The 19,830-nt window shown below is 46.1% G+C and carries 19 protein-coding genes; 12 read left to right on the plus strand and 7 right to left on the minus strand.

Annotated elements, in window-relative coordinates; genetic code table 11:
- Positions 1 to 32: 32 nt before the first annotated feature.
- The 3 genes from rgy to OWQ48_02160 are packed head-to-tail and all read left to right on the plus strand — an operon-like array spanning position 33 to position 5,336.
- Positions 33 to 4,046: a reverse gyrase gene (gene rgy / locus OWQ48_02150; protein ID MCY0868018.1), complete on the plus strand. Its 4,014-nt coding sequence runs from the start codon at positions 33 to 35 to the stop codon at positions 4,044 to 4,046.
- Positions 4,047 to 4,937 carry a carbon-nitrogen hydrolase family protein gene (locus OWQ48_02155; GenBank protein MCY0868019.1) on the plus strand — a complete coding sequence of 297 codons (891 nt, stop codon included), beginning with the start codon at positions 4,047 to 4,049 and terminating at the stop codon, positions 4,935 to 4,937.
- 39 nt (positions 4,938 to 4,976) lie between these two features.
- Positions 4,977 to 5,336 carry a hypothetical protein gene (locus tag OWQ48_02160; GenBank protein MCY0868020.1) on the plus strand — a complete coding sequence of 120 codons (360 nt, stop codon included), beginning with the start codon at positions 4,977 to 4,979 and terminating at the stop codon, positions 5,334 to 5,336.
- Here OWQ48_02160 and OWQ48_02165 read toward each other — a convergent pair.
- The 4 genes from OWQ48_02165 to gatD all read right to left on the minus strand — a co-directional run bounded on the left by OWQ48_02165 (position 5,333) and on the right by gatD (position 10,402).
- Positions 5,333 to 5,731: a translation initiation factor IF-5A gene (locus tag OWQ48_02165; GenBank protein ID MCY0868021.1), complete on the minus strand. Its 399-nt coding sequence runs from the start codon at positions 5,729 to 5,731 to the stop codon at positions 5,333 to 5,335. The two genes, OWQ48_02160 and OWQ48_02165, sit on opposite strands and share 4 nt — an antisense overlap.
- Before the next feature lie 151 nt (positions 5,732 to 5,882).
- Entirely contained in the window at positions 5,883 to 6,782 is a 900-nt protein-coding gene (locus tag OWQ48_02170) for a Fis family transcriptional regulator (GenBank protein ID MCY0868022.1), read from the minus strand.
- Between the two features lie 334 nt (positions 6,783 to 7,116).
- The gene (gene gatE, locus OWQ48_02175) at positions 7,117 to 9,057 is read right to left on the minus strand and encodes a Glu-tRNA(Gln) amidotransferase subunit GatE (protein ID MCY0868023.1); all 1,941 of its coding nucleotides are present in this window, start codon (positions 9,055 to 9,057) and stop codon (positions 7,117 to 7,119) included.
- Complete coding sequence (gene gatD / locus OWQ48_02180; GenBank protein MCY0868024.1) at positions 9,050 to 10,402, minus strand: Glu-tRNA(Gln) amidotransferase subunit GatD; 1,353 nt, start codon at positions 10,400 to 10,402, stop codon at positions 9,050 to 9,052. The genes gatE and gatD overlap by 8 nt, the downstream gene beginning before the upstream one ends.
- Positions 10,403 to 10,540: 138 nt before the next feature.
- On the opposite strand from gatD, the gene OWQ48_02185 reads away from it, so the two are divergent.
- Together OWQ48_02185 and OWQ48_02190 are read left to right on the plus strand one after the other, a co-directional pair.
- Positions 10,541 to 11,737 carry an aminotransferase class I/II-fold pyridoxal phosphate-dependent enzyme gene (locus OWQ48_02185; GenBank protein ID MCY0868025.1) on the plus strand — a complete coding sequence of 399 codons (1,197 nt, stop codon included), beginning with the start codon at positions 10,541 to 10,543 and terminating at the stop codon, positions 11,735 to 11,737.
- A 25-nt stretch (positions 11,738 to 11,762) separates the two neighbouring features.
- Positions 11,763 to 12,725 carry an NAD-dependent epimerase/dehydratase family protein gene (locus OWQ48_02190; protein ID MCY0868026.1) on the plus strand — a complete coding sequence of 321 codons (963 nt, stop codon included), beginning with the start codon at positions 11,763 to 11,765 and terminating at the stop codon, positions 12,723 to 12,725.
- A gap of 71 nt (positions 12,726 to 12,796) precedes the next feature.
- On the opposite strand, the gene OWQ48_02195 is transcribed toward OWQ48_02190, so the two are convergent.
- Positions 12,797 to 12,949 (minus strand): 30S ribosomal protein S30e, encoded by a 153-nt coding sequence (locus tag OWQ48_02195; GenBank protein ID MCY0868027.1) that lies wholly within the window; start codon positions 12,947 to 12,949, stop codon positions 12,797 to 12,799.
- A gap of 96 nt (positions 12,950 to 13,045) precedes the next feature.
- On the opposite strand from OWQ48_02195, the gene OWQ48_02200 reads away from it, so the two are divergent.
- The 7 genes from OWQ48_02200 to OWQ48_02230 all read left to right on the plus strand — a co-directional run bounded on the left by OWQ48_02200 (position 13,046) and on the right by OWQ48_02230 (position 18,494).
- Entirely contained in the window at positions 13,046 to 14,272 is a 1,227-nt protein-coding gene (locus tag OWQ48_02200; GenBank protein ID MCY0868028.1) for a C/D box methylation guide ribonucleoprotein complex aNOP56 subunit, read from the plus strand.
- A 5-nt stretch (positions 14,273 to 14,277) separates the two neighbouring features.
- The gene (locus tag OWQ48_02205) at positions 14,278 to 14,982 is read left to right on the plus strand and encodes a fibrillarin-like rRNA/tRNA 2'-O-methyltransferase (GenBank protein ID MCY0868029.1); all 705 of its coding nucleotides are present in this window, start codon (positions 14,278 to 14,280) and stop codon (positions 14,980 to 14,982) included.
- An 86-nt stretch (positions 14,983 to 15,068) separates the two neighbouring features.
- Positions 15,069 to 15,971, plus strand: a complete 903-nt coding sequence (locus OWQ48_02210; GenBank protein ID MCY0868030.1) for a helix-turn-helix domain-containing protein — start codon at positions 15,069 to 15,071, stop codon at positions 15,969 to 15,971.
- A 23-nt stretch (positions 15,972 to 15,994) separates the two neighbouring features.
- Positions 15,995 to 16,558, plus strand: a complete 564-nt coding sequence (locus OWQ48_02215; protein ID MCY0868031.1) for an NTPase — start codon at positions 15,995 to 15,997, stop codon at positions 16,556 to 16,558.
- Positions 16,542 to 17,741, plus strand: a complete 1,200-nt coding sequence (locus OWQ48_02220) for a tRNA (guanine(26)-N(2))-dimethyltransferase (protein MCY0868032.1) — start codon at positions 16,542 to 16,544, stop codon at positions 17,739 to 17,741. Before OWQ48_02215 ends, OWQ48_02220 begins: the two co-directional genes overlap by 17 nt.
- Before the next feature lie 64 nt (positions 17,742 to 17,805).
- Positions 17,806 to 18,135 (plus strand): DUF167 domain-containing protein, encoded by a 330-nt coding sequence (locus OWQ48_02225; protein ID MCY0868033.1) that lies wholly within the window; start codon positions 17,806 to 17,808, stop codon positions 18,133 to 18,135.
- Positions 18,136 to 18,173: 38 nt separating this feature from the next.
- Complete coding sequence (locus tag OWQ48_02230; GenBank protein ID MCY0868034.1) at positions 18,174 to 18,494, plus strand: transcriptional regulator; 321 nt, start codon at positions 18,174 to 18,176, stop codon at positions 18,492 to 18,494.
- A gap of 66 nt (positions 18,495 to 18,560) precedes the next feature.
- Here the strand turns inward: OWQ48_02230 and OWQ48_02235 are convergent, their stop codons facing one another.
- Positions 18,561 to 19,199 carry an HAD-IB family phosphatase gene (locus tag OWQ48_02235; GenBank protein MCY0868035.1) on the minus strand — a complete coding sequence of 213 codons (639 nt, stop codon included), beginning with the start codon at positions 19,197 to 19,199 and terminating at the stop codon, positions 18,561 to 18,563.
- A complete protein-coding gene (locus tag OWQ48_02240) occupies positions 19,168 to 19,743 on the minus strand; it encodes a hypothetical protein (protein ID MCY0868036.1) in 576 nt (191 codons plus the stop codon). Before OWQ48_02240 ends, OWQ48_02235 begins: the two co-directional genes overlap by 32 nt.
- Positions 19,744 to 19,830: the final 87 nt, after the last annotated feature.

Here is a 19,830-nt window from a genome sequence, read left to right on the forward strand (position 1 = left end):
ATAACCCGCCATTTAATGATGGTGATTGAAGAGTGCCTGCTTCCAGTCAACCATTTATATTTGATTTCAGAGAACACGGTATTTACAGGCATGCATGCCCTAACTGTGGTGGCTGGATAAGCGATGAAAGACTCTTATTTAAAGCTCCATGCAAGAAATGCTTGAGGGAGAAGGATTTCAGGGAAGTTAAAGAGCAGTTGAAGAATAATAGCGGGCTCAGCCGTCTACAAGTGCTCGAGCTGTACGAGAGCAGGATGAGTGAAAAGAAAAAGAAGATGATAAAGCAGCTTATAGAAGAAGAGAAAAGGCTAAAGGACTTCGAGGAGTTCTTCGAGAAGGCTACTGGAGGCCTTAGAATGTGGAGTGCTCAGAGAATGTGGGCTAGACGCCTCCTCAAGAAGTCATCGTTTAGTATTATAGCGCCGACAGGCATGGGTAAAACTGTGTTCTCGCTTATAGCATCACTATACTTAGTAGCTAACAGTAAGGGGCATGGTAAGGAGGATCAGCAGTCTAAAGCCTACCTAGTCTTCCCGACTACACCACTCCTGCGTCAAGCCGAGGAGAAGATAAGATTATTTGCGGAGAATATAGGTAGGAAGCCTTGTAGCAGCGAGGAGTGGGGAGAAAACTGTTTAAGAATACTCTGCGTGCACGGGCGGCTCAGTAAAGAGGAAAGAGAGCGAGCTCTCGAAAAGCTCAGTAAAGGAGACTTCGATATACTCATGTCGACAAACGCCTTCATGCATAAGAGCTTCGAGCTCTTAAAGAACAAGGGTTTCAAGCTAATTGTAATGGATGATGTCGATGCTGTTCTAAGAAGTGGTAAAGCTGTGAGGAGACTCCTAGAGATAATAGGTGTTGAAGGAGAATTCATTGATAAAGCATTAAACCTAGTTAAAGCCCAGTTCAAGCTGGGGTCTCTAAGCGGTGAGGAAAGAAATAAGCTTGAAGAAGAAATCAGAGGGCTTAAAGAGGAAGTCAATAACGTGAGAAAGAAGCTAGATACAATACTCCTCGTTAACAGTGCTACAGGCAGGCCGAGAGGCATCTACCCGAAGCTATTTAAAGTCCTCCTGGGCTTCGAAGCTGGATCCAAGCCTGAAGCCATAAGAAACATAGTAGACACCTACGTTGAACCCTCTGAGGGGGTTGAGGAAGAGCTAGTTAAACTAGTCTCTATTCTCGGAAACGGGATCCTAGTATTCGTGCCTGCTGATAAAGGAGTAGAGTATGCTGAGAAAATAACTGAGCTCCTTAAATCCAGAGGTTTTAAGGCTGAAACATTCCACTCAAAGAAGCCGTTGAAAATACTGAAGGCGTTTGAAAACGGCGAGATAGACGTGCTGGTGGGAGTAGCCACCTACTACGGTGTCATGGTTAGAGGCTTAGATATGCCTGAGAGAGTAAAGTACGTTGTGTTTACTGGAGTCCCCCGCCATAAGTTTAGCTCGACGCTTGAGGAGCCCTCACCAACCGACATCCTGAGGATACTCCTCGTGCTCCAGCATGTTGTCGAAGGCGATAGGAAGAATGTAATCGAGAAGTTGGCTGGGAGGATATCGAGGAGAATCAAAGCTATGAGTCCTGCAGCCGTCATGAGGATCAAGGAGGATCTAGCTAGAAAGCTTAAAGGCGAGGAGGTAGAGGAGACACCGCTTCTAAGAGACCTTCTGGAGGCGCGTGAAATAATAGTAGAAGAGCTCTCCAGAGGGGAGACATGGAGGAAAATCTCTGATCTAGGCGATGTCGGGATTATTAGGGAGAATGGAAAGCACTTCATGCTGATACCGGATTCAGCAACATACATCCAGGCCAGCGGTAGGGCTTCAAGACTATATCCAGGCGGGATAACAAAAGGTCTCTCGATTATAATAGTCGATGATAAAAGACTCCTCAACGGCTTAGTGAAGAAGCTGAGATGGATCTACGAGGACTTCGCAATAAAGCCTCTAAGCCAGGTAAACCTGAACGAGCTAGTAAAGCAGATAGAAGAAGAGAGGGTAAAGGTAGCAGAGATCCTAAAGAAAGGTATTACAGCCGTCCAGCAAGCTGCCGACCCGGTTAAAACAGCCTTAATGATAGTTGAATCCCCCAATAAGGCTAAAACTATAGCCAACTTCTTCGGTAAGCCGAGCGTGAGAGTAATTAGCAACGTACTACAAGCATACGAGGTGACAATAGGAAACTACGTTCTCACAATAGCGGCTACAGGCGGCCATGTATACGATCTAGTAGCCTATAGGGATTCTGATCCACCTGAGGCAGGCGGGAGAAAACACCTCTATGGAGTAATAGTAGGAGAAAAAGAATTCCTACCCATATACACGGATATCAAGAAGTGTTCTAATGGACATCAATTCACAGAGGATCCCTCTGAAGAAAACGGGAGGCTCGAGTGCCCTAGATGCAAGCTGGAGAATAAGTCCTCGGAGGTTGCAAGGAAGCTAGATATTGTCAATGCTTTAAGAGAGCTCTCAAAGGAAGTTGATGTAGTCTTAATAGCTACAGACCCGGACTCTGAAGGGGAGAAGATAGCATGGGATCTAAGAGTACTCCTCGAACCCTACGCGAACGAGATTAGAAGAGTAGAATTCCATGAGGTTACACGGAGAGCAATATTAAACGCTATTAGGGAGCCGAGAGACTTCAACCTCTCGCTTGTGGAATCGCAGATTGTTAGGAGAATAGAGGATAGATGGCTGGGCTTCTCGCTCTCAGAGAAAGTTCAAAAGTACGCCTGGCTTAAATACTGCCTAGAATACCTTGCTAGTAGACGCGAGGAGAGTAAATCAAGGTGCTGTAAACCCAATAATAACTTTAGTGCCGGTAGAGTCCAGACACCTGTTCTAGAGTACATTGTAAGTGAAACTGAGAGAAGAAAGAGACGCGAGGAATGGAGGTATAAGCTCACAATATACGTGGAGGATATAGGGGACTTCATATATACTACTATTCCGTACAAGGATGCCGAGGAACTAGGAGTTTTAAAGCGCGTTAAAAACAAGAAGCCAACACCCGTTGACATAGAAGTCGTAGCCAAGGATGTAGAAGAAGTAAACCCCCCACCCCCCTTCACTACAGACACGCTTATTGAGGAGGCTTCAAGACTACTCGGGTTCACTGCAACTAGAACTATGGAGCTAGCCCAGAATCTCTTCGAGGTAGGACTTATAACATACCACAGGACTGACAGCACGCGCATCAGCGATGTCGGTATAGCTATTGCCAGGCAGTACCTCGAAGAGAAGTACGGAGCAGACTCACAGTTATTCTTTAAGCCGAGAACATGGGGGGAGGGCGGAGCTCACGAAGCCATACGCCCCACTAGACCAATAGATGCTGAGAGACTAGTCGACTTAATGAGGGAGGGCTCTCTCGCATTCCCTGTCAAGTTGACCCGAGACCACCTAAGGCTCTACGACCTAGTATTCCGAAGATTTATGGCGAGCCAGATGAAAGCGGCTAGACTGGAGAAGCTGAAATTCAAGGTTACAATAGGAGAGCGTAGCTATGATGTTGAAACCTACACAGGCGTAGTGGAGAAAGGATACTTAGACGTATACGGTAATGTGAAAGTAGTTGAAGCCAGCTTAAAACTCGAACCGGGTATGAAAGTCCGCGGAGAGATACATGGTGGAGATGTAGTTAAACCACCAATGCTGAGATTCCACGATATCGTTAAATGGATGAAGGAGCAGGGGATTGGAAGACCCAGCACGTACGCTAAGATAATACAAACCATAATTGATAGAAGATACGTAATTGTAAGTGGTAAAACTAAATCACTGATACCAGTCACCCGTGGTAAATACGTGTTGAAATTCCTTGAAGACTACTATAGCGACATAGTTAGCGTGGAGACGACTAGGAAGCTCGAGGAATACATGGAAAAGATAAGCCTAAGCGATGATAGAAGCGAGTACCTGGAGATCCTCAGTGAAATATACAATGAAGTCGTGGATAAGATACTCGAGAACAAGGAGGTAAACGGGAAGCTCGAAGACATGTATAAAGAAATGTGTCTTAGTGGAGGCTTAGAATAGTTGAGTACAGCAGGCTTTAAGCTAGTAGAACTAGATGGAGAGCCGGGTTCGAAGCTAGGTATTGCTCACATACCAGTGGTACTAGACGCTTTCGGCGCCAACCTAAGACATATCCGTAAAGTAGTATTCTACGCGAGCGAGATAGGTGTTGAAACCTTAATTCTCCCATACTCTTCAGCATTCGGGCAGGTCATAGAAGTGTACTCTAACCGCATGGAACCCGGAGAGCTACGTAGAAGGTACGCCATTGACGCTGAACACCCGTATATTAAAGCCCTCAGATACCTCTCAACCAGCTACGGAGTCAGCATAGCCTCACCTGGTGTAATTGAGCGAATACGAGGCTGGTACTACATATCTACTATATTCGTGCATAAAGATAGCGGCACTCTCATCTCTCAGAGGAAGATAGTGGTCTCCAGCGAGGAGAAGAGAGTGGGAGTGAGACCCGGCCGCGAGATTGTAGTCTTCGATGACGGGCGGTTGAAGTACCTGGTGCTTCTATCGAATGAGATACTAGCTCCAGAGATAGGTAGGCTGGGGGTTATTGAAGGTGGTAATATATTGATAACTGTTCTTCCCCCGTTAAAACCACTAGAGGATTACACCACTATTCTTAAAGCTATTGCCAGGATGCTAGGAGTCTGGGTGGTTAATGTTGGCGGCTTATACCTCATTGAGAGTAACCTCCACGCGTTGAACTCAATGGTCATTGATCCAGGCGGGAGAACAGTACTATTACACCAGGATTCAACACCAGGATTAATAACAATATCCTTCAAGAAAATAAGGCAGTTACTTGAAGCCGATGAACGTGAATTCAACGCTACAGATGTTCTCAAACTAGTATTAAAGCACTATAGGAGAACCCGGGGCAAGAGCTCATTTTAAGTTATTATTATGATGATATTTAAAGAGGTGGTGGGAGTCTTGGATTCCATAGAGAAAGTAGTCCCAGTAAAGCTTTCATCACTCAACGATCTAGTTAGGTTAGCAGCATCCACAATGATTCCAGGCCAGTTCGGCGCCTACATTATTAGATTCGAGTATAAGGGTAGATTGTATCTGGGTATGCTGGGAGTCTTCAGAGACTACTACAAGTACTATGGTATTCCAGTCTTCTACTACTATCCTCTTGAAGGTGAGAGCAGGGATGCTGGAAGCGCTAACTATATCGTGATTAGCACAAGCGATGAAAGAATAGAGTTCTCTAAAAATCCTAAGCCAGGTGTATCAATACCTATTGTATCTCTTGCTGAGAAACCCGTTTTCGTGCCGGATGATATCTAACGTAAGCGCACTATAATTCTTTTATTCATTACAATCCAGTATTCTACTTCAGAGCCTACACTCATCTTACTTCTTACCTCATCGTCAATTAACTCTTTTTCAACCTCGAATGTCTCATAGGTCTCCATATCCATGATCTGATAGGATGCTCCCATATCAGCGATAACCTGGCCTACACGCTTCTCTATAATGGGTACTTCAACCTGCGTGTCTACGGGGGCTATAAGGGTCTTCTTAGATTTCGTGAAAAGGCTGATTGCAACCACGTTAGCCTTAGCGCTTCCATGCTTACCTGTTTTAGCACGCGTCATTTCAACTATCCTGCAGGGCTCGCCGTCGATAATAATGAAGCTTCCAACCTTTAGGTTCCCTAGTGTCTCATATGTTTTACTCAAATTTGATCACCTCTCACGGTTTCTTTGATCCCACTTTGAACAATATATTCTTTTCTCTCCTGCTCCTCGGTATCTCAGCCTCCAGTAGCCTCCGGCTACTGTTTCATAGAGCAGGCTTGTAAGCTCTCCACATGGAGTTAAAGCTGAGAGTCTAATAGACCTCGATAACAGGGTATATGTAGTAGGATGCTTTCTCCACTGGGTCATGCCCTCTCTTTGAATCGTAGAGTGCTTCAAGCGAGATCCACGCGTGAATTACGCCTAGGAATGGCTCTGTGCTTACAGCGTTTACTTGCTCTAGATCTAATATTATCCTAGCGCTGGCTAGCTGGGCTAGTAGGGCTGTAAGAGTGCTAGGGGTATCGGCTGAGGCTAATATTAATGCGTAGACACCGCTATCCCTGTAAATGTATTTTCTTCGAGTTAAAGCGTGAACATGCCGTGTTAAATGATAGAATGCATCCTTTAAGCCGGTGCTGCTCTCTAGTCTCTCAGCGAGCTCTTTAACCCTCCAGTTACCTATCGGGGAGGGATTGAAGACTCTAAATAACTCTAATGCTATCTCGCTATCTACTTCATCCGTGTGCACTTTACTCCTAGCGACATCCTTTGAGTCGAGGAGTCTAATAGTACTGCTCTCTGGATCCATGAGTGGGATGAGTACTTTCTTAACCCTCTCATGTAGAATAAGCCTGCAGGCACGTATAGTGGAGAATTCTACAATAGCTTCTCCATAATCTCCTTTCACGTAGCTTAAAACGACTGGGCGCCCTATGTAAGAGTAATACGATACTACCACAGGCGGTTTCTCATAGAAGCATTGGAGGTCGCGGGTTTTTTGGCGTAGCTCGTAGATTAGTATTGATACAGGTGTAGCTAAGTGGTCTATTAGTACATTCAGGTACTTGACTATCACGCCTCTCTCAATGGCTCTACTAAGCCTTCTAGAGAGCTGGGATGCATTCAAGTTTAATGCTCTAGCTGCCTCCATGAGGTTCATGCCAGTGTTCAATAGTGATATAGCTTTGAGAAGAGTGTAGTCATCGATCACTAGTAGCCCACCAGGGTGTATTCAAGCATAGTATTACTCATAACACCAGGCACTCCTTCACGCTTGACGCCGGGTAGGATAAAGAGGGTCGGAGGCTACCATTCAACGTCACCTGCCCGTGGAAGGGCATCCAAGCGGCCAAGGAACCTCATCCACAGTAAACCCATGCTTACCGGGGCTTTAAATATAGGTGGTAGAAGGGTTCAGCACGCTCGTGCGATCTCATCGCTCTCATCCTCGAGTATTCTTCCTTCATCACAACCCGCGAAGGCTATTGTAGTGGAATGCTCAGTCAAATGCCTTCCAATCACCTGTCATTGCCGGGAGTAATTCTTCATTGCTGGGATCTAGAATTACTATGACCCTCTATTAAACTCTTTAGTTTCTCTCTTACTTTTTCAGCCACTACTGAGCCATCTATTTTCCCTCTAGCTACCTTCATGACTTCACTCATAACTATCTGGAAAGCCTTCTCCCACCTAGCTTTTATCTTCTCGATATTCCTGGCTATAGCTTCATCAATCAACTGGTCGAGTTCCTGTAGCCCGAGCCTTGTTAACCCCAGCTCTTTTACAACATCGCCTACCTTTCTCTCAGGGTTTCTCGCAACACTAGATAGAACAAGAGGTATAGCCTCCTTAGCTATAATGCCTTTAGCAACGAGATCCAGGGTTTCCTCGATGTCATCGTCATCTATGTTCTCTATTGGCACCCCCTCCCGTCTTAATGATGGAATAGTATTAATTAGTGTGGAGGCTATAAGAGATGGAGGCAGTTTCTCCCTGTACTTCTCCACAAGCTCCTCGTAGAGGTTTAATCTAATATCATTTAAAACAGCTCTAGCAAGCTCCACGCTTAAACCGTGCTCCTCAACAAGCCTCTTAAGCTTAACTTCAGGGGGCTCGGGTATTAATCTAGACGCTTCCTCTATGATCTCAGAGGTTACAAGTATTGGAGGAATATCAGTTTCAGGGTACATTCTAGCTGAGCCTGGACGGGGACGCATGTACTTTGTTGTACCATCAGGGTTTGATGCACGGGTTTCCTCGGGTACTCCTATGAGAGCTAGTTTAGCCCTCTCGTAGACAGCCTTGAGAGCCTCACGAGCTTTAATAGCGGTGTCAGCGACGATCACTATTGCATCTCTTTCAGGTGATGCCCCTAGTGCTCCGTACAGCTTTTTAACTTCATCCTCTGTTATCCCGTAGCCTGGTAGCTCATCTGTATGGAATATTCCTCCCACGCCTCCCCAGACCCTAGCGTAGTCTGCTAGCTCTGTCCCAAACCTCCTGCCCGGCTGGACTTCTACTCCAAGTAGTCCTTTGAATCCTGGTAGTGTAAGCGCGTAAACACCGCCCCCGGGTGTTGAAATAGCCTTCCTGATAATCTTCGAGGATGTATTCTTGAAGATCTCTGTTACATCGATGATCTTCTCCTCGATATCCTCTGGTTTCACGCCACGCCTTAATAATTCATCACGGATCTCCAGTAGCTTAAGCTGTCTTTGAACCTCGTACTCAATGATCCTTGGGATCAAGTAGAGGTGCTGGACGCCTTTAATCTCAATTTTAGCTCCACCTTTAATGCTCACGTTGAGGTCTTGTCTTATCGAGCCGAGGCCGCGTTTAGCTTTACCTGTTAGCCTGATCAGCTGGCCGATTCTTAGTGCTACACGCATAGCTTGCTCGGGATCCCGTATATCTGGTGCAGTTGAAACCTCTATAAGCGGTATTCCAAGCCTATCAATACGGTATTTTACTGTATCCTCGCTCTCTTCAATTTTTCTCGCTGCATCTTCCTCGAGGCATAGTGTTTCAATACCTATTCTTTCATCTCCATCACTGATATAGCCTTTAACAGCTATTAGTGCAGTACGCTGAAAACCGCTGACGTTGCTTCCATCTATAACGATCTTCCTCATCACGTGGATCTCGTCAACTATCCTCATGTTCATTGCACGGGCTACTGCTATAGCAACTGTAAGTGCCTCTCTATTCATCTCGTGAGGAGGTTCTTCGTCGGCTTCTACAAGACATGATGAAGATAATGGAGCCTCGTACTCGTACCTCTTGCTCTTCCTCCACTCGAGGAGTGCTGCAGGATCGACTTCACCAGTCTCGCTTTTAGCAGGCCTTAGATACCTTGATATCAGCATGATGCCTGTATCACTCAGGACCGCTGGACACCTGCAGAAGAGTTTCTCGGATGTATTAAGCTGAACGTGGATTTCAAGGCCTACCTTCAAGCCTATATCACTATAGTTTACTCTACTCATGATTCCACCTTGGATAGAGGTCTAGTGTATGCCTCTCATTGATCTCGCCGGCAATATTGGTTAGAAGAATCCTCCTGACATCACTTAAGTCTCTTGAAATACTACCTAGGATCCATGAGAGCTTCACATAAGCTGTTTCAGGAAGCATGTCTGAGGCTGGTATTACCCCAGCCTCCAGCAGCCTCCTCCCAGTACTGTAGACGTTAAGGTTTACTCTACCGAATAAGCATTGGCTTGTCATTACAACTGGTATCCCGTTTTCAACAGCTCTTTCTACAGTCGGGATCAGCTTGTTAGCTATGTGGCCGAGCCCGCTCCCCTCTAACACTATGCCGTGGAACCCCTTGTCTACAAGGTACTCGATGATCTCGGGTTGCAGCCCCGGATACATCTTCACGAGGGCTACTCTATCATCGAACTTGTTCTTCAGCTCAGTATTCTTCGCCACCCCCCTGTACTCTACTATCCTGCCGGTAATCTTGACCTCGCCTGTATCAGGATATATTTTGGCGATCGGCTTATCATTAATTGACTGAAAGGCATCTCTCCTACTCGTATGCATTTTCCTCGCTTTAACCCCCCTGTGAGCTAGCGCGTAGGAGTCGGAGGATTCTCCATGCATTACTATAACGGATTCAGCGAATGGGGCTTTAACAGCTGTTATGAAGGCTGCCTTCAAGTTGAATGCTGAATCGCTGCTAGGCCTGTCGCTACTTCTCTGGGAGCCCACGAAGACTACTGGAACAGGTTTACCGATGATTGAGAATGCTACAGCTGACGCTGAGTACGACATTGTGTCTGTTCCATGTGTTACAATAACACCTGCTACCCCATTCATTATCTCCTTGTATACCTCGCTTGAGATTAGCTCCCAGTGGCGTGGCTCTATATCCTCGCTGAACACCTTCATTACCTCCTTAACATCGAAGACTGCTATGTCTTCGAGTTCAGGCATCCATTCAAGTATATCCTCTGCTGTAAGCGCGGGGGTGACCCCTCCGGTTTCATAGTCTACTCTTGAAGCTATTGTCCCACCAGTGTTAACTAGTGATACGCGCGGTAGTCCGCCTACCCTACTCTTCTCCTCAGTGCGTCGATGATGCTCCTGTTTCTTTGCTACCAGCTTTAACTCGCTTACCTCGTTAACGTTTAATCCAATATTATAGCCGTTCTCCAACTTGATCACTAGTATAGGTCTCTCAGCATACAATGCTTGACGTGGCATTAGCACGCCGGTGAAAAACGAGCCATCCTTTAGGACTATGGTCACCTTGTCACCTGGCTCCGCGTTAATACTCTTAAGCATTCTCGCGGCGATACCAGTATAGCCGTAGTAGAGCTCCACAACAGCCACCATGCTAGAAAAGGTATGCTGGGTTAACCCTAATAACTCTAATAGTGTTTTATGAGGCTTCATAATTCTAGATATAAATTCATATATAACATATATATGTCTCCTAGACTAACACAATACATGGAGGTGGTGGTCTTGGCTAAGCAGTGGGTTAGAGAGTACTATAAGGCTAAGCTCGCTGAGCTGATTGAGCGAGGCGAGATATGGGAGATCAAGAGGCTGGCGACTCCAGCAGGCCCTAGAGCAGTAGTAGAGGGGAGAGAGGTTGTAGTATTAGCATCTAACAACTACTTGAATCTAGCAAACGACCCTAGATTAAAGCAGGCTGCAATCGAAGCCATGGAGAAGTATGGATGGGGGCCTGGTGCAGTCTGGGCTATAGCAGGCTATCATGAGATACTCGATGCACTCCACAAGAAGGTTGCTGAATTCAAGGGGACTGAAGCAGCCTTAGTCTTCCCCACGGGCTTTGCAGCTAACGCTGGCAGTATACCAGCGCTAGTTGAGCAAGGCGACCTCATACTATCCGATGAATTAAACCATGGCAGCATAATCGACGGCATAAGGCTCTCAAGAGCCGACAAGATGATCTACAAGCATTGCGATGCAGGTGACCTAGAGGACAAGTTGAGGCAGGCTCAAGGTAAATACAGGAAAATCCTTATTGTGACAGATGGAGTCTTCTCGATGGACGGGGATACCGCGCCTCTAAAGGATATCGTTAAGCTTGCAAGAGAGTACAATGCAATCGTGTACGTTGACGATGCACACGGTGAAGGAGTGCTCGGAGAGGGCCGTGGAACCCCAGCACACTACGGTGTTGAAGGAGACGTAGACATACACATGGGGACTTTCTCGAAGGCTCTAGGCTCTACTGGCGGCATGATTGGATCAGACTACGAGATCGTAGAGTACATTAGAAACAGAGCTAGAACATGGCTTCTAAGCACAGGGTACCCGCCGGCTGTTGCTGCAGCTAACCTGAAAGCCCTTGAGATAGTGATGAGTAGTGAGGGAAAAGAGAGGATTAGGAGACTCTGGGATAACAGAGAGTACTTTAAGAGAGAGCTGGATAGCATGGGCTTTAATACTGGTAGGAGTGAGACGCCGATAATACCAGTTATAGTAGGCGATACAAAGAAAACACGTGAGCTAGCTAAAGCTCTCTTCGATGAAGGAGTATTCGTCGTGCCGATAGTGTATCCAATGGTACCTAGAGGCACAGAGAGAATCAGAAACCAGGTTAGCGCTGGGCACACCCGGGAGGACCTGGAGAAAGCTCTCGCAGCATACGAGAAGCACGGGAGAAAACTCGGCATAATCTAGACGTGTAATCAGGGGTGCGAGTTAATTGACAAAGATACTAGTGATAGGTGCCACAGGACAGATCGGTGCAGCTCTAGTACCAGAATTAAGAAGGAGGTATGGGAAAGACAACGTTATAGCTGGCTACCACTCAAGGAAGCCTGAGCAGCCTGAACTCCTAGACGGCCCTCTAGAGCAAGTGGATGTAACTAGTAGAGAGCAGCTTGAAAGAGTTATTGGAAAGCTTGATGTAAGCGTGGTCTACCATCTTGCTGCTATACTCTCAGCGAGAGGCGAGAAGGACCCCATGCTAGCCTGGAGAGTGAACATGGATGGATTAATCAACGTACTTGAAGCCGCAAGAGAGTACGGGCTTAGAGTATTCTGGCCGAGCTCTATAGCAGTATACGGGCCTAGTGCTCCCAGAGACCATGCCCCCCAGTTTACCGTGATAGATCCTACAACAATGTACGGGATCACGAAGTACACTGGTGAACTACTCGCTAGATACTACGCTTTAAAGTTTAACGTGGATGTAAGAGGTGTTAGATACCCCGGCTTAATAAGCAGTGAAGCTCTTCCAGGGGGAGGCACCACCGACTACGCTGTTGAAATGTTCTACTATGCTCTAAAAGGAGAGAGATATAAGTGCTATCTTAGACCGGATACCATGCTCCCCATGATGTACATGCCGGATGCTGTAAAAGCCGCAATACAGTTGATGGAGGCTGATAGATCCAGGCTTAAACTCATGGTTGGATACAATATTGCAGCTTTCAGCTTCACTCCAGAGCAGCTTGCCAGCGAGATCAGAAAGTATATACCGGGCTTCCAAGTAGACTACGAGCCTGACTACAGGCAGAGCATAGCTGACTCCTGGCCTCGATCAATAGATGACTCTATAGCGAGAGAGGAGTGGGGCTGGAGGCCTGAGTGGAGTTTTGAAGCCATGGTGAAAGACATGCTTGTAAAACTAAGCAGGAGACTCGGTGTGACTCCCCCTATATAACTTCTATGTAGATTTTTCCCGCACCCCAGACAATTGTACCTGCTACTTATGAAACTAATTTAATACTTGAATTAGGCTGCCTCCTTCGCAGCTGCTTCTACTCTCCTAGTGTACTCCCATCTATTTCTTACTCTAGGTGGCTTATTCTTCTTGGGTTTAGGTGGGATTTTAGGTGTCTGGCTTCTAACTTTACCAGCCTTTGTTAGTGATCCGTGGCTCGGCATAGGTTTCCCCCATCTTGTAGTCTAGGATTGAATAGCTTGTTAGAGGTATTTAAATGCGGCTTCACGATACTATTGTGAGAGAAGGGTGTTGTAGTAATGGGTAAAGCCTACATAGTTGAGAGTGTTATAGGGGTTTTAGCTCTCGATGATAACGGCTCGCTGATAGCTTACTCTAGGGCCCCCGTGAACCTAGATGAAAACGTAGAGTACCTGTTAAGCGTTGAGAGAGGAGAGGAGACACCTCAGCACGTAGAAGTGCTAGCTAAGCTGAAAGAACTGAATATTAACAGCGTGGTTGTCGAGGCGGTATCAACAGCTAAAATAGCTTCAGCCCACGGCTTAACCCCTGAAGTGAACCCTGGCGCACCAGTATTCGTTAAGACGAGAAGTGAGATCCCGGAGATAGCTGTTAGAGAAGGGTTTGCTGGAAGCGTAGAAGAATTCTTCGAGAAGCTTCACAGCATAATGCTTGAATGCACTAGGAGAAAGCTTAGAAGAGAGGCTCAGAAAAGGGATCTACTAGCGGTTCAATCCATTAGGGCAATCGACGATATAGATAAAACCATAAACCTCTATGTTGCGAGACTCAGGGAGTGGTATAGTGTACACTTCCCTGAGCTTGACGAGCTGATAGAAGACCACCCGGAGTACGCTAGATTAGTATACGAGCTCGGACACCGCTCTAACTACACTGTTGAAAACCTTACTAGGCTAGGGTACAGTAGTGAGAAGGCATCTAAGATCAGCGAGGCTGCTAAGAACAGTATAGGTGCAGACTTAAGCGACTTCGATATAAACTACATTAAGGTGCTGGCTGGAATAATACTAGACCTCTACCGCTTAAGAGGAACCCTCGACGAGTACATAGAGGCAGTGATGAAGGAGGTTGCACCAAATATAACAGCTCTTGTAGGAGCAAAGCTAGGCGCCAGGCTGCTAAGCCTGGCTGGCGGGCTAGAAGAGCTTGCAAAACTTCCTGCAAGCACGATACAGGTTCTTGGAGCAGAGAAAGCATTATTTAGAGCTTTAAGAACAGGAGGCAAGCCACCTAAACACGGAGTAATCTTCCAGCACCCCTACATTCATAAGAGCCCGAGATGGCAGAGAGGAAAGATAGCTAGAGCACTGGCAACAAAGCTCTCAATAGCTGCTAAAGTAGACCAGTTTAGCGGTAGATTCGTCGGCGATAAACTCGTGAAGGAGTTCGAGGAGAGAGTAGAAGAGATTAGAAAACTTTATCCTAGACCACCACCTAGAAGAGAAGAGGAGCGTACCAGGCCTGCTCGTGCAGGCCGTAAGCGTGGAGGTAGAGAGGGAAGGTGATGTAGATGAGTCAGCCTGTCTCTGTGAAACCCCATGAGAAATACTATGAGGTCTATGTTATCGAGCTAGACGATGGAAGCGTTAGATTAGCAACCAGGAACCTAGTGCCAGGCCATAGAGTCTACGGTGAGAGACTCTTCAGGGTTGGAAACGTCGAGTATAGAGAGTGGAATCTCTACAGGAGCAAGCTAGCCGGTGCTCTAGCAAACGGTCTCGCTGAGCAGCCAATACGAGAAGGCCACAGGATACTATACCTTGGCATAGCTTCCGGTACAACTGCAAGCCATATATCGGATATTGTAGGCTCCAAGGGGAGAATATACGGAGTAGAGTTTGCTCCAAGAGTTATGAGGGAACTAGTGTTAGTTGCAGACGTCAGGAAGAACATCTACCCTATTCTCAGCGACGCGAGAAAACCATACGAGTACAGGCATATAGTTGAAACAGTTGATGGACTCTACGCTGATATAGCTCAGCCGGATCAAGCATCCATAGTAGCTGATAACGCTGAGCTATTCTTGAAGGACCAAGGCTACCTGCTGCTTGCAGTAAAAGCTAGAAGCATTGATGTGACAAAAGAGCCTAGCGAAGTATACCGTAGGGAGATAGATACATTAAAACAGCGGGGCTTCGAGATAATAGATGTCGTGCACTTGGAACCCTACGATAAGGACCACGCAATGGTTTATGCTGTATATAGGAGGAACTAGCTGGAAGATAAGAGTGTAAAGCTTTAATACACTGTAAGTTCACCATCAACTATTAGACCCAGGTTAAACCTAGACCGGGGTTTGTTTTGAGCGTCAGCAGTCATGTAGAGGTTATCTCAGAGGAGGTTTCAAGAACCCTGAGGAAAGCTGGATTTAGAGTTGAGGTTCTCTCATACCCCAGCTACACTAGAAGCATAGATATCGTGGCCTGCCGGGGTGAGACAAGAGTAATCTTGAAGATTGTTGGGGATGCTGGAAAGATAAGTAGCATGGAGGTTAAGGATCTAAAGAGATCCAGTATCGTGTACAACTCAGGTGTTGCTGTAATAGCTGAAAGCGAGCATAAGAGGAAGCTAGAGGATGACGTCGTATACGTGAGACACGGCATAAACGTTGTGTCCCCTGAATCCTTTAACAGGTATATAGTTAGCAATGAGAAGCCTCTTATCGTAAACATCAAAGGCAACTATTACCTTAAAATATCGCCTCAACGCCTGCAGGAGAAGAGAAGGGAGATTGGATTGAGGAGAGGAGAGCTAGCTGAACTCATAGGGGTTAGCAGGAAGGCCGTGTACATGTATGAGAGGGGAGAGCTTATGATATCGCTTCAAAAAGGTTTAGAGCTAGCTCAACTCGTGGGTGAAGATGTCTTCGAGGAGATTGATCCACTCAAGATAAACGTTGATGCCGTAGAGGACGATAACACTGTAAGGGAATCCGAGCTAGTAGACAGCTTAGAGAAAACCTTATGGAGCTCGCTCAACAGGCTGAGCAGCCTCGTTGTTAAACTCCATAGAACACCAGTCGACTTTGTTGCCAAAAGTAGAAGAGTTATCACTATAACCAGGCTGGATAGAGCCGAGAAGAAGCCAGAGAAGCTCGAGAACGCTGAGAAGATAGCGGATACCACCGGCTCCAAGCTCATAGCAATTAAGAGTGCAAGCGATTTAAAGAATATTGAGGAGATACTGTTAGACGAGCAGACCTAGATTAAAACCATGGAATGAGAAATTTGCATCCCCCCAGAGTAGTTATAACCGGGCCCCCGGGTTCAGGAAAATCCACATTATTCAGCGAGATTATTAACAGTTTAGTTAAAGCAGGCTTAACAGTGGGTGGAGTCAGAGCCCCCGAGGTAAGAGTACAGGGCTACAGAATAGGATTTAAAGTCATCGATATTCTCAGCGGTGAGGAAGCCTGGCTAGCTAGGAAGAATGCCCCGGGTTCTGTAAGAGTGGGATCCTACACTGTCCTAGTGGATGAAGCTTCAAGAATAATGAGCAAGGCTTTAACCCGGGCTCTCGATGAAGCGGATGTCATCGGTATAGACGAGGTAGGCCCCATGGAATTAAAGATACCAGTTTTCACACCTCTACTATACAGAGTGCTGGATTCCACGAAGCCATTAATACTAGTAGTACACTACAAGCTGAGGGATCCCGTGATACTGGGGAAGCTAGGCAACGCCGACTGGATCTCCGTGACTATCGAGAACAGAGAGGCCCTTAAGGCAAGCATTATTGGGCAACTGGTGGAGAAGATAGCAGGCTACGTGAAGCATGCTAAGGGATGCTAGCGTGAGAGTTAGTGCTCACGAGCAGGTTGTAAGCGAGGGACTCGTGAAAATAGTAGTCCCCAGGCTAGAGTTGTATATGAGAAGCGATGGCTCCCTCGAGCCAGCCTGGATGCCTGTCTTCTACAATCCTGCAGCTGTAGTGAGCCGGGATTTAACTATAGCTGTGCTTAAAGCCTTCTATGGTTCACGTGATATAGCTTTCATTGAGCCGCTGGCTGGCACAGGAGTCCGCGGGATCAGGATAGCTGTTGAGAAAGGCGGCTGGGGGATTCTAAACGATGTTGACCCGAGAGCCTTATACTACATGTCTAGGAATATTGAACTCAATAATCTCAGCCCGGAGAAGATAGAAGTGTACTCGCAGGAAGCCAACTCCCTGCTGAATAATGCAACATTCACAGGCATAGCTTTCGACTACATTGACTTAGACCCCTACGGCTCTCCAACTCCATTCATCGACTCAGCATTTAAGCCTCTAGCAAGAAGTGCTCTAATAGGTATATCAGCAACTGATACTGCACCATTAACATGCAGTCACTCCAGGAAAGCATTAAGGAGATATTGGATTAGATGCCTAGATGTAGACTTCGAGAAGGAGCTGGGGATGAGGCTGCTTACAGCCTACATAGCGAGGCGAGCAGCCGCGCTGGATACAGCGGTTAAACCACTAGTGGCCTTCATGCATAGACACTACTACAGGCTCTTCTTTAAAACTACGAGGAACGCTGAAGAAGCCTATAGGCTGATTGATGAGTGCATAGGCTACATATGGTACTGCCCATCAACTCTTGAGAGAGGATTCGCGAGGAAACCCGAGGAAGCTGAAAGCCGTATCTGCCTCAACGGCGGTAAACCAGTGCTCTTAGAAGGGGTCTGGATATGCAGTCTAGGAGATAAAGCCTTCATAAATAGCGTTAAATCTGAAGTAGAGAATACATGGTGGTTTAGTAGAGAGACGAGAAAACTCATCAATATTATCTCAGATGAAGTAGAAGTAAACAACCCTTATGTGAGAATAGATAAATTATGCTCTATACTTAAGAAGAGCATGCCGAAATATGAGGTTATAATTGAAAGACTACGAGAGCTAGGTGTTAAAGCTACCCGCACTCACTTCGATCCACGAGGACTGAGAGTGAATAGTGATGTAGGGGTACTCTACGAGGTATTAAAGCACTTATAGTATACAGTGTTGACAGGAAAACATTAATATTCTTCTTCGAGCTACAAGAGTAACGGGGGTATTCTTGGGCCTAGCTGAAGAGGTACGTAGCAGTATATTGAAGCATCTAGCAGAATCTTCACGAGGTGTCATCCTGACTATAAGAGTGAAGCCAGGTGAAGAAGAATATCTCACCCTAGAGGGCGGAGAGCTAGTATTCTACTCCAGCGAGCAACTAGGAGGTGGCAGGGATAACGCTGTGCTAGTGAGATTCCTCTCGAGAGGATTAAAGATACCTGTATCGAAGATAGACATAGTCTACGGTCAACGCCACTCGCTTAAAAAGCTACTACTTCAAGATGTAAGCATGGATGTAGTAGCTGATAGGTTAGTCAGGCTTGTAAGACTCATATAACTGAATGAAAGCTGTGTAAGCTGAAGCAGGGTTTAAGCATGAACACCTTTGAAACCCGTAGAGAAGTTATCACAAGGCTGTTACGGGAGACAGGGAGACCACTTACAGTCTACGAGATCATGGCTACCCTGGGAATAAGGGTTCCACCCGAAGAAATATACCTTGACCTCCAGCATATCGCTAAGAGCATTCGAGCTAAGTCTAATGGTAGTGAAGTACTATTAATGGAGCCGCCTAGATGCAAGAAATGCGGTTACGTATTTTCAGACATGGAGAAGCCGAAGGAGCCTTCAAGGTGCCCTAGGTGTAAGAGCGAGTGGATAGAACCTCCACGCTTCATCATAACATCAAAACCTTAGAGTTTTAATCTGCATCTAGTGCTTCAATTAAATTTTCAAACTCTAAGTTCCTTATCCTTCCTCTATTTACTCTCTAAGTATACTTATGATGTCTTCAAGGCTTGCTACCACGTGTTTTGCATGCATGCAGGCATTCCCACACGGCTTTAACGCGATTGAATTCTCAATAACCTTGAAGACCTCGATATCCCACTCGCTATCTCCAATATAGTATACGTTCTCGGGTTCTATGGAGAGGCTCTTGGCAAGCTTTACTATTATAGAGGGCTTCTCCTTTAACGGGACAAGTGCTTCACCGCCAGGTATTAGCTCATCTCCATGGAATCTAAGCTTGTTGTAAAAGCACATCTCTATTCCTAGTTCCCTGCAGACTCTCTCGACTAGTATATCGATACCACTGCTTACAACAGCGAGAGTATACCCTAAGTTCCTCAAGGCGTCAACTACCCTTCTAGCTTCAGGTCTCACTTTAATACTCGAGAGTACTCTCTCAACATCCATTCTAGTTATGGGTTTACCCCATGCACTTATCATTAAAGCTACATCAATCTTCATCCAATCAAGATACGAGATGAGATTCCTCCTGTACAGCTCCTCGAAATACCTGCTGCTACGGCTTCCAAAATACTTATGCATTACCTCCCAACTGCTAGCATCCTCGGTTAATACGCCGTCACAGTCGAAGACCACTAATCTTCTTGGCAAGCTCCACCACTCTCCCTATAAATCCTTCTAATCTCCCTTCGTAGCTTTCTGTGTAGGTTAACTTGAGTCTTAAACCTTTTTTAAGAGCTGTTACCTCTAATCGCCAGCCTTCACGGGTTTCAGCTATAATGCTATTATTCTTGACTTCTACGTGCTCGAATAAACCAGTGCTCTGGAGGATCCTCTCTAAGGTCTTCAATTGATCCGTCTTTGAGTTCGCTTGACCCGTGCTACTTAGTAGCTGTTCTACGGCTTCTCGAACCTCGCTTAGATCGCTGTAGGCCTCTAGTGTTTCCCTCAGTATTTCATCTATAATATGCTTCATGCCTGCTGATTCAAGCATGCTTACTATACTAGAGAAGAGGCTACTCTTCAAGAACACAGCAATATTAAGAGGATTACCACCGTACACGCTGAAACCGTAAGTGCTTTCACCCTGCTGGAACATTCTTCGAACTTCGCTTAAAATCTTCGCGTTCTCAGGGGTAGTCATATACTTATTCAACACGGGGTTCACTATATGCCTAATGAAATCCTTACGCATTGAAGTCAACCCGGCCACGCTAGCTTGAAGATGCAGATAGTATTCTTACCCCTAAGTATAGAGTTAAACCAGCATAAATTAAGACTC

The organism is Desulfurococcus sp. (assembly GCA_026626905.1).
Taxonomy (GTDB): Archaea; Thermoproteota; Thermoprotei_A; order Sulfolobales; family Desulfurococcaceae; genus Desulfurococcus.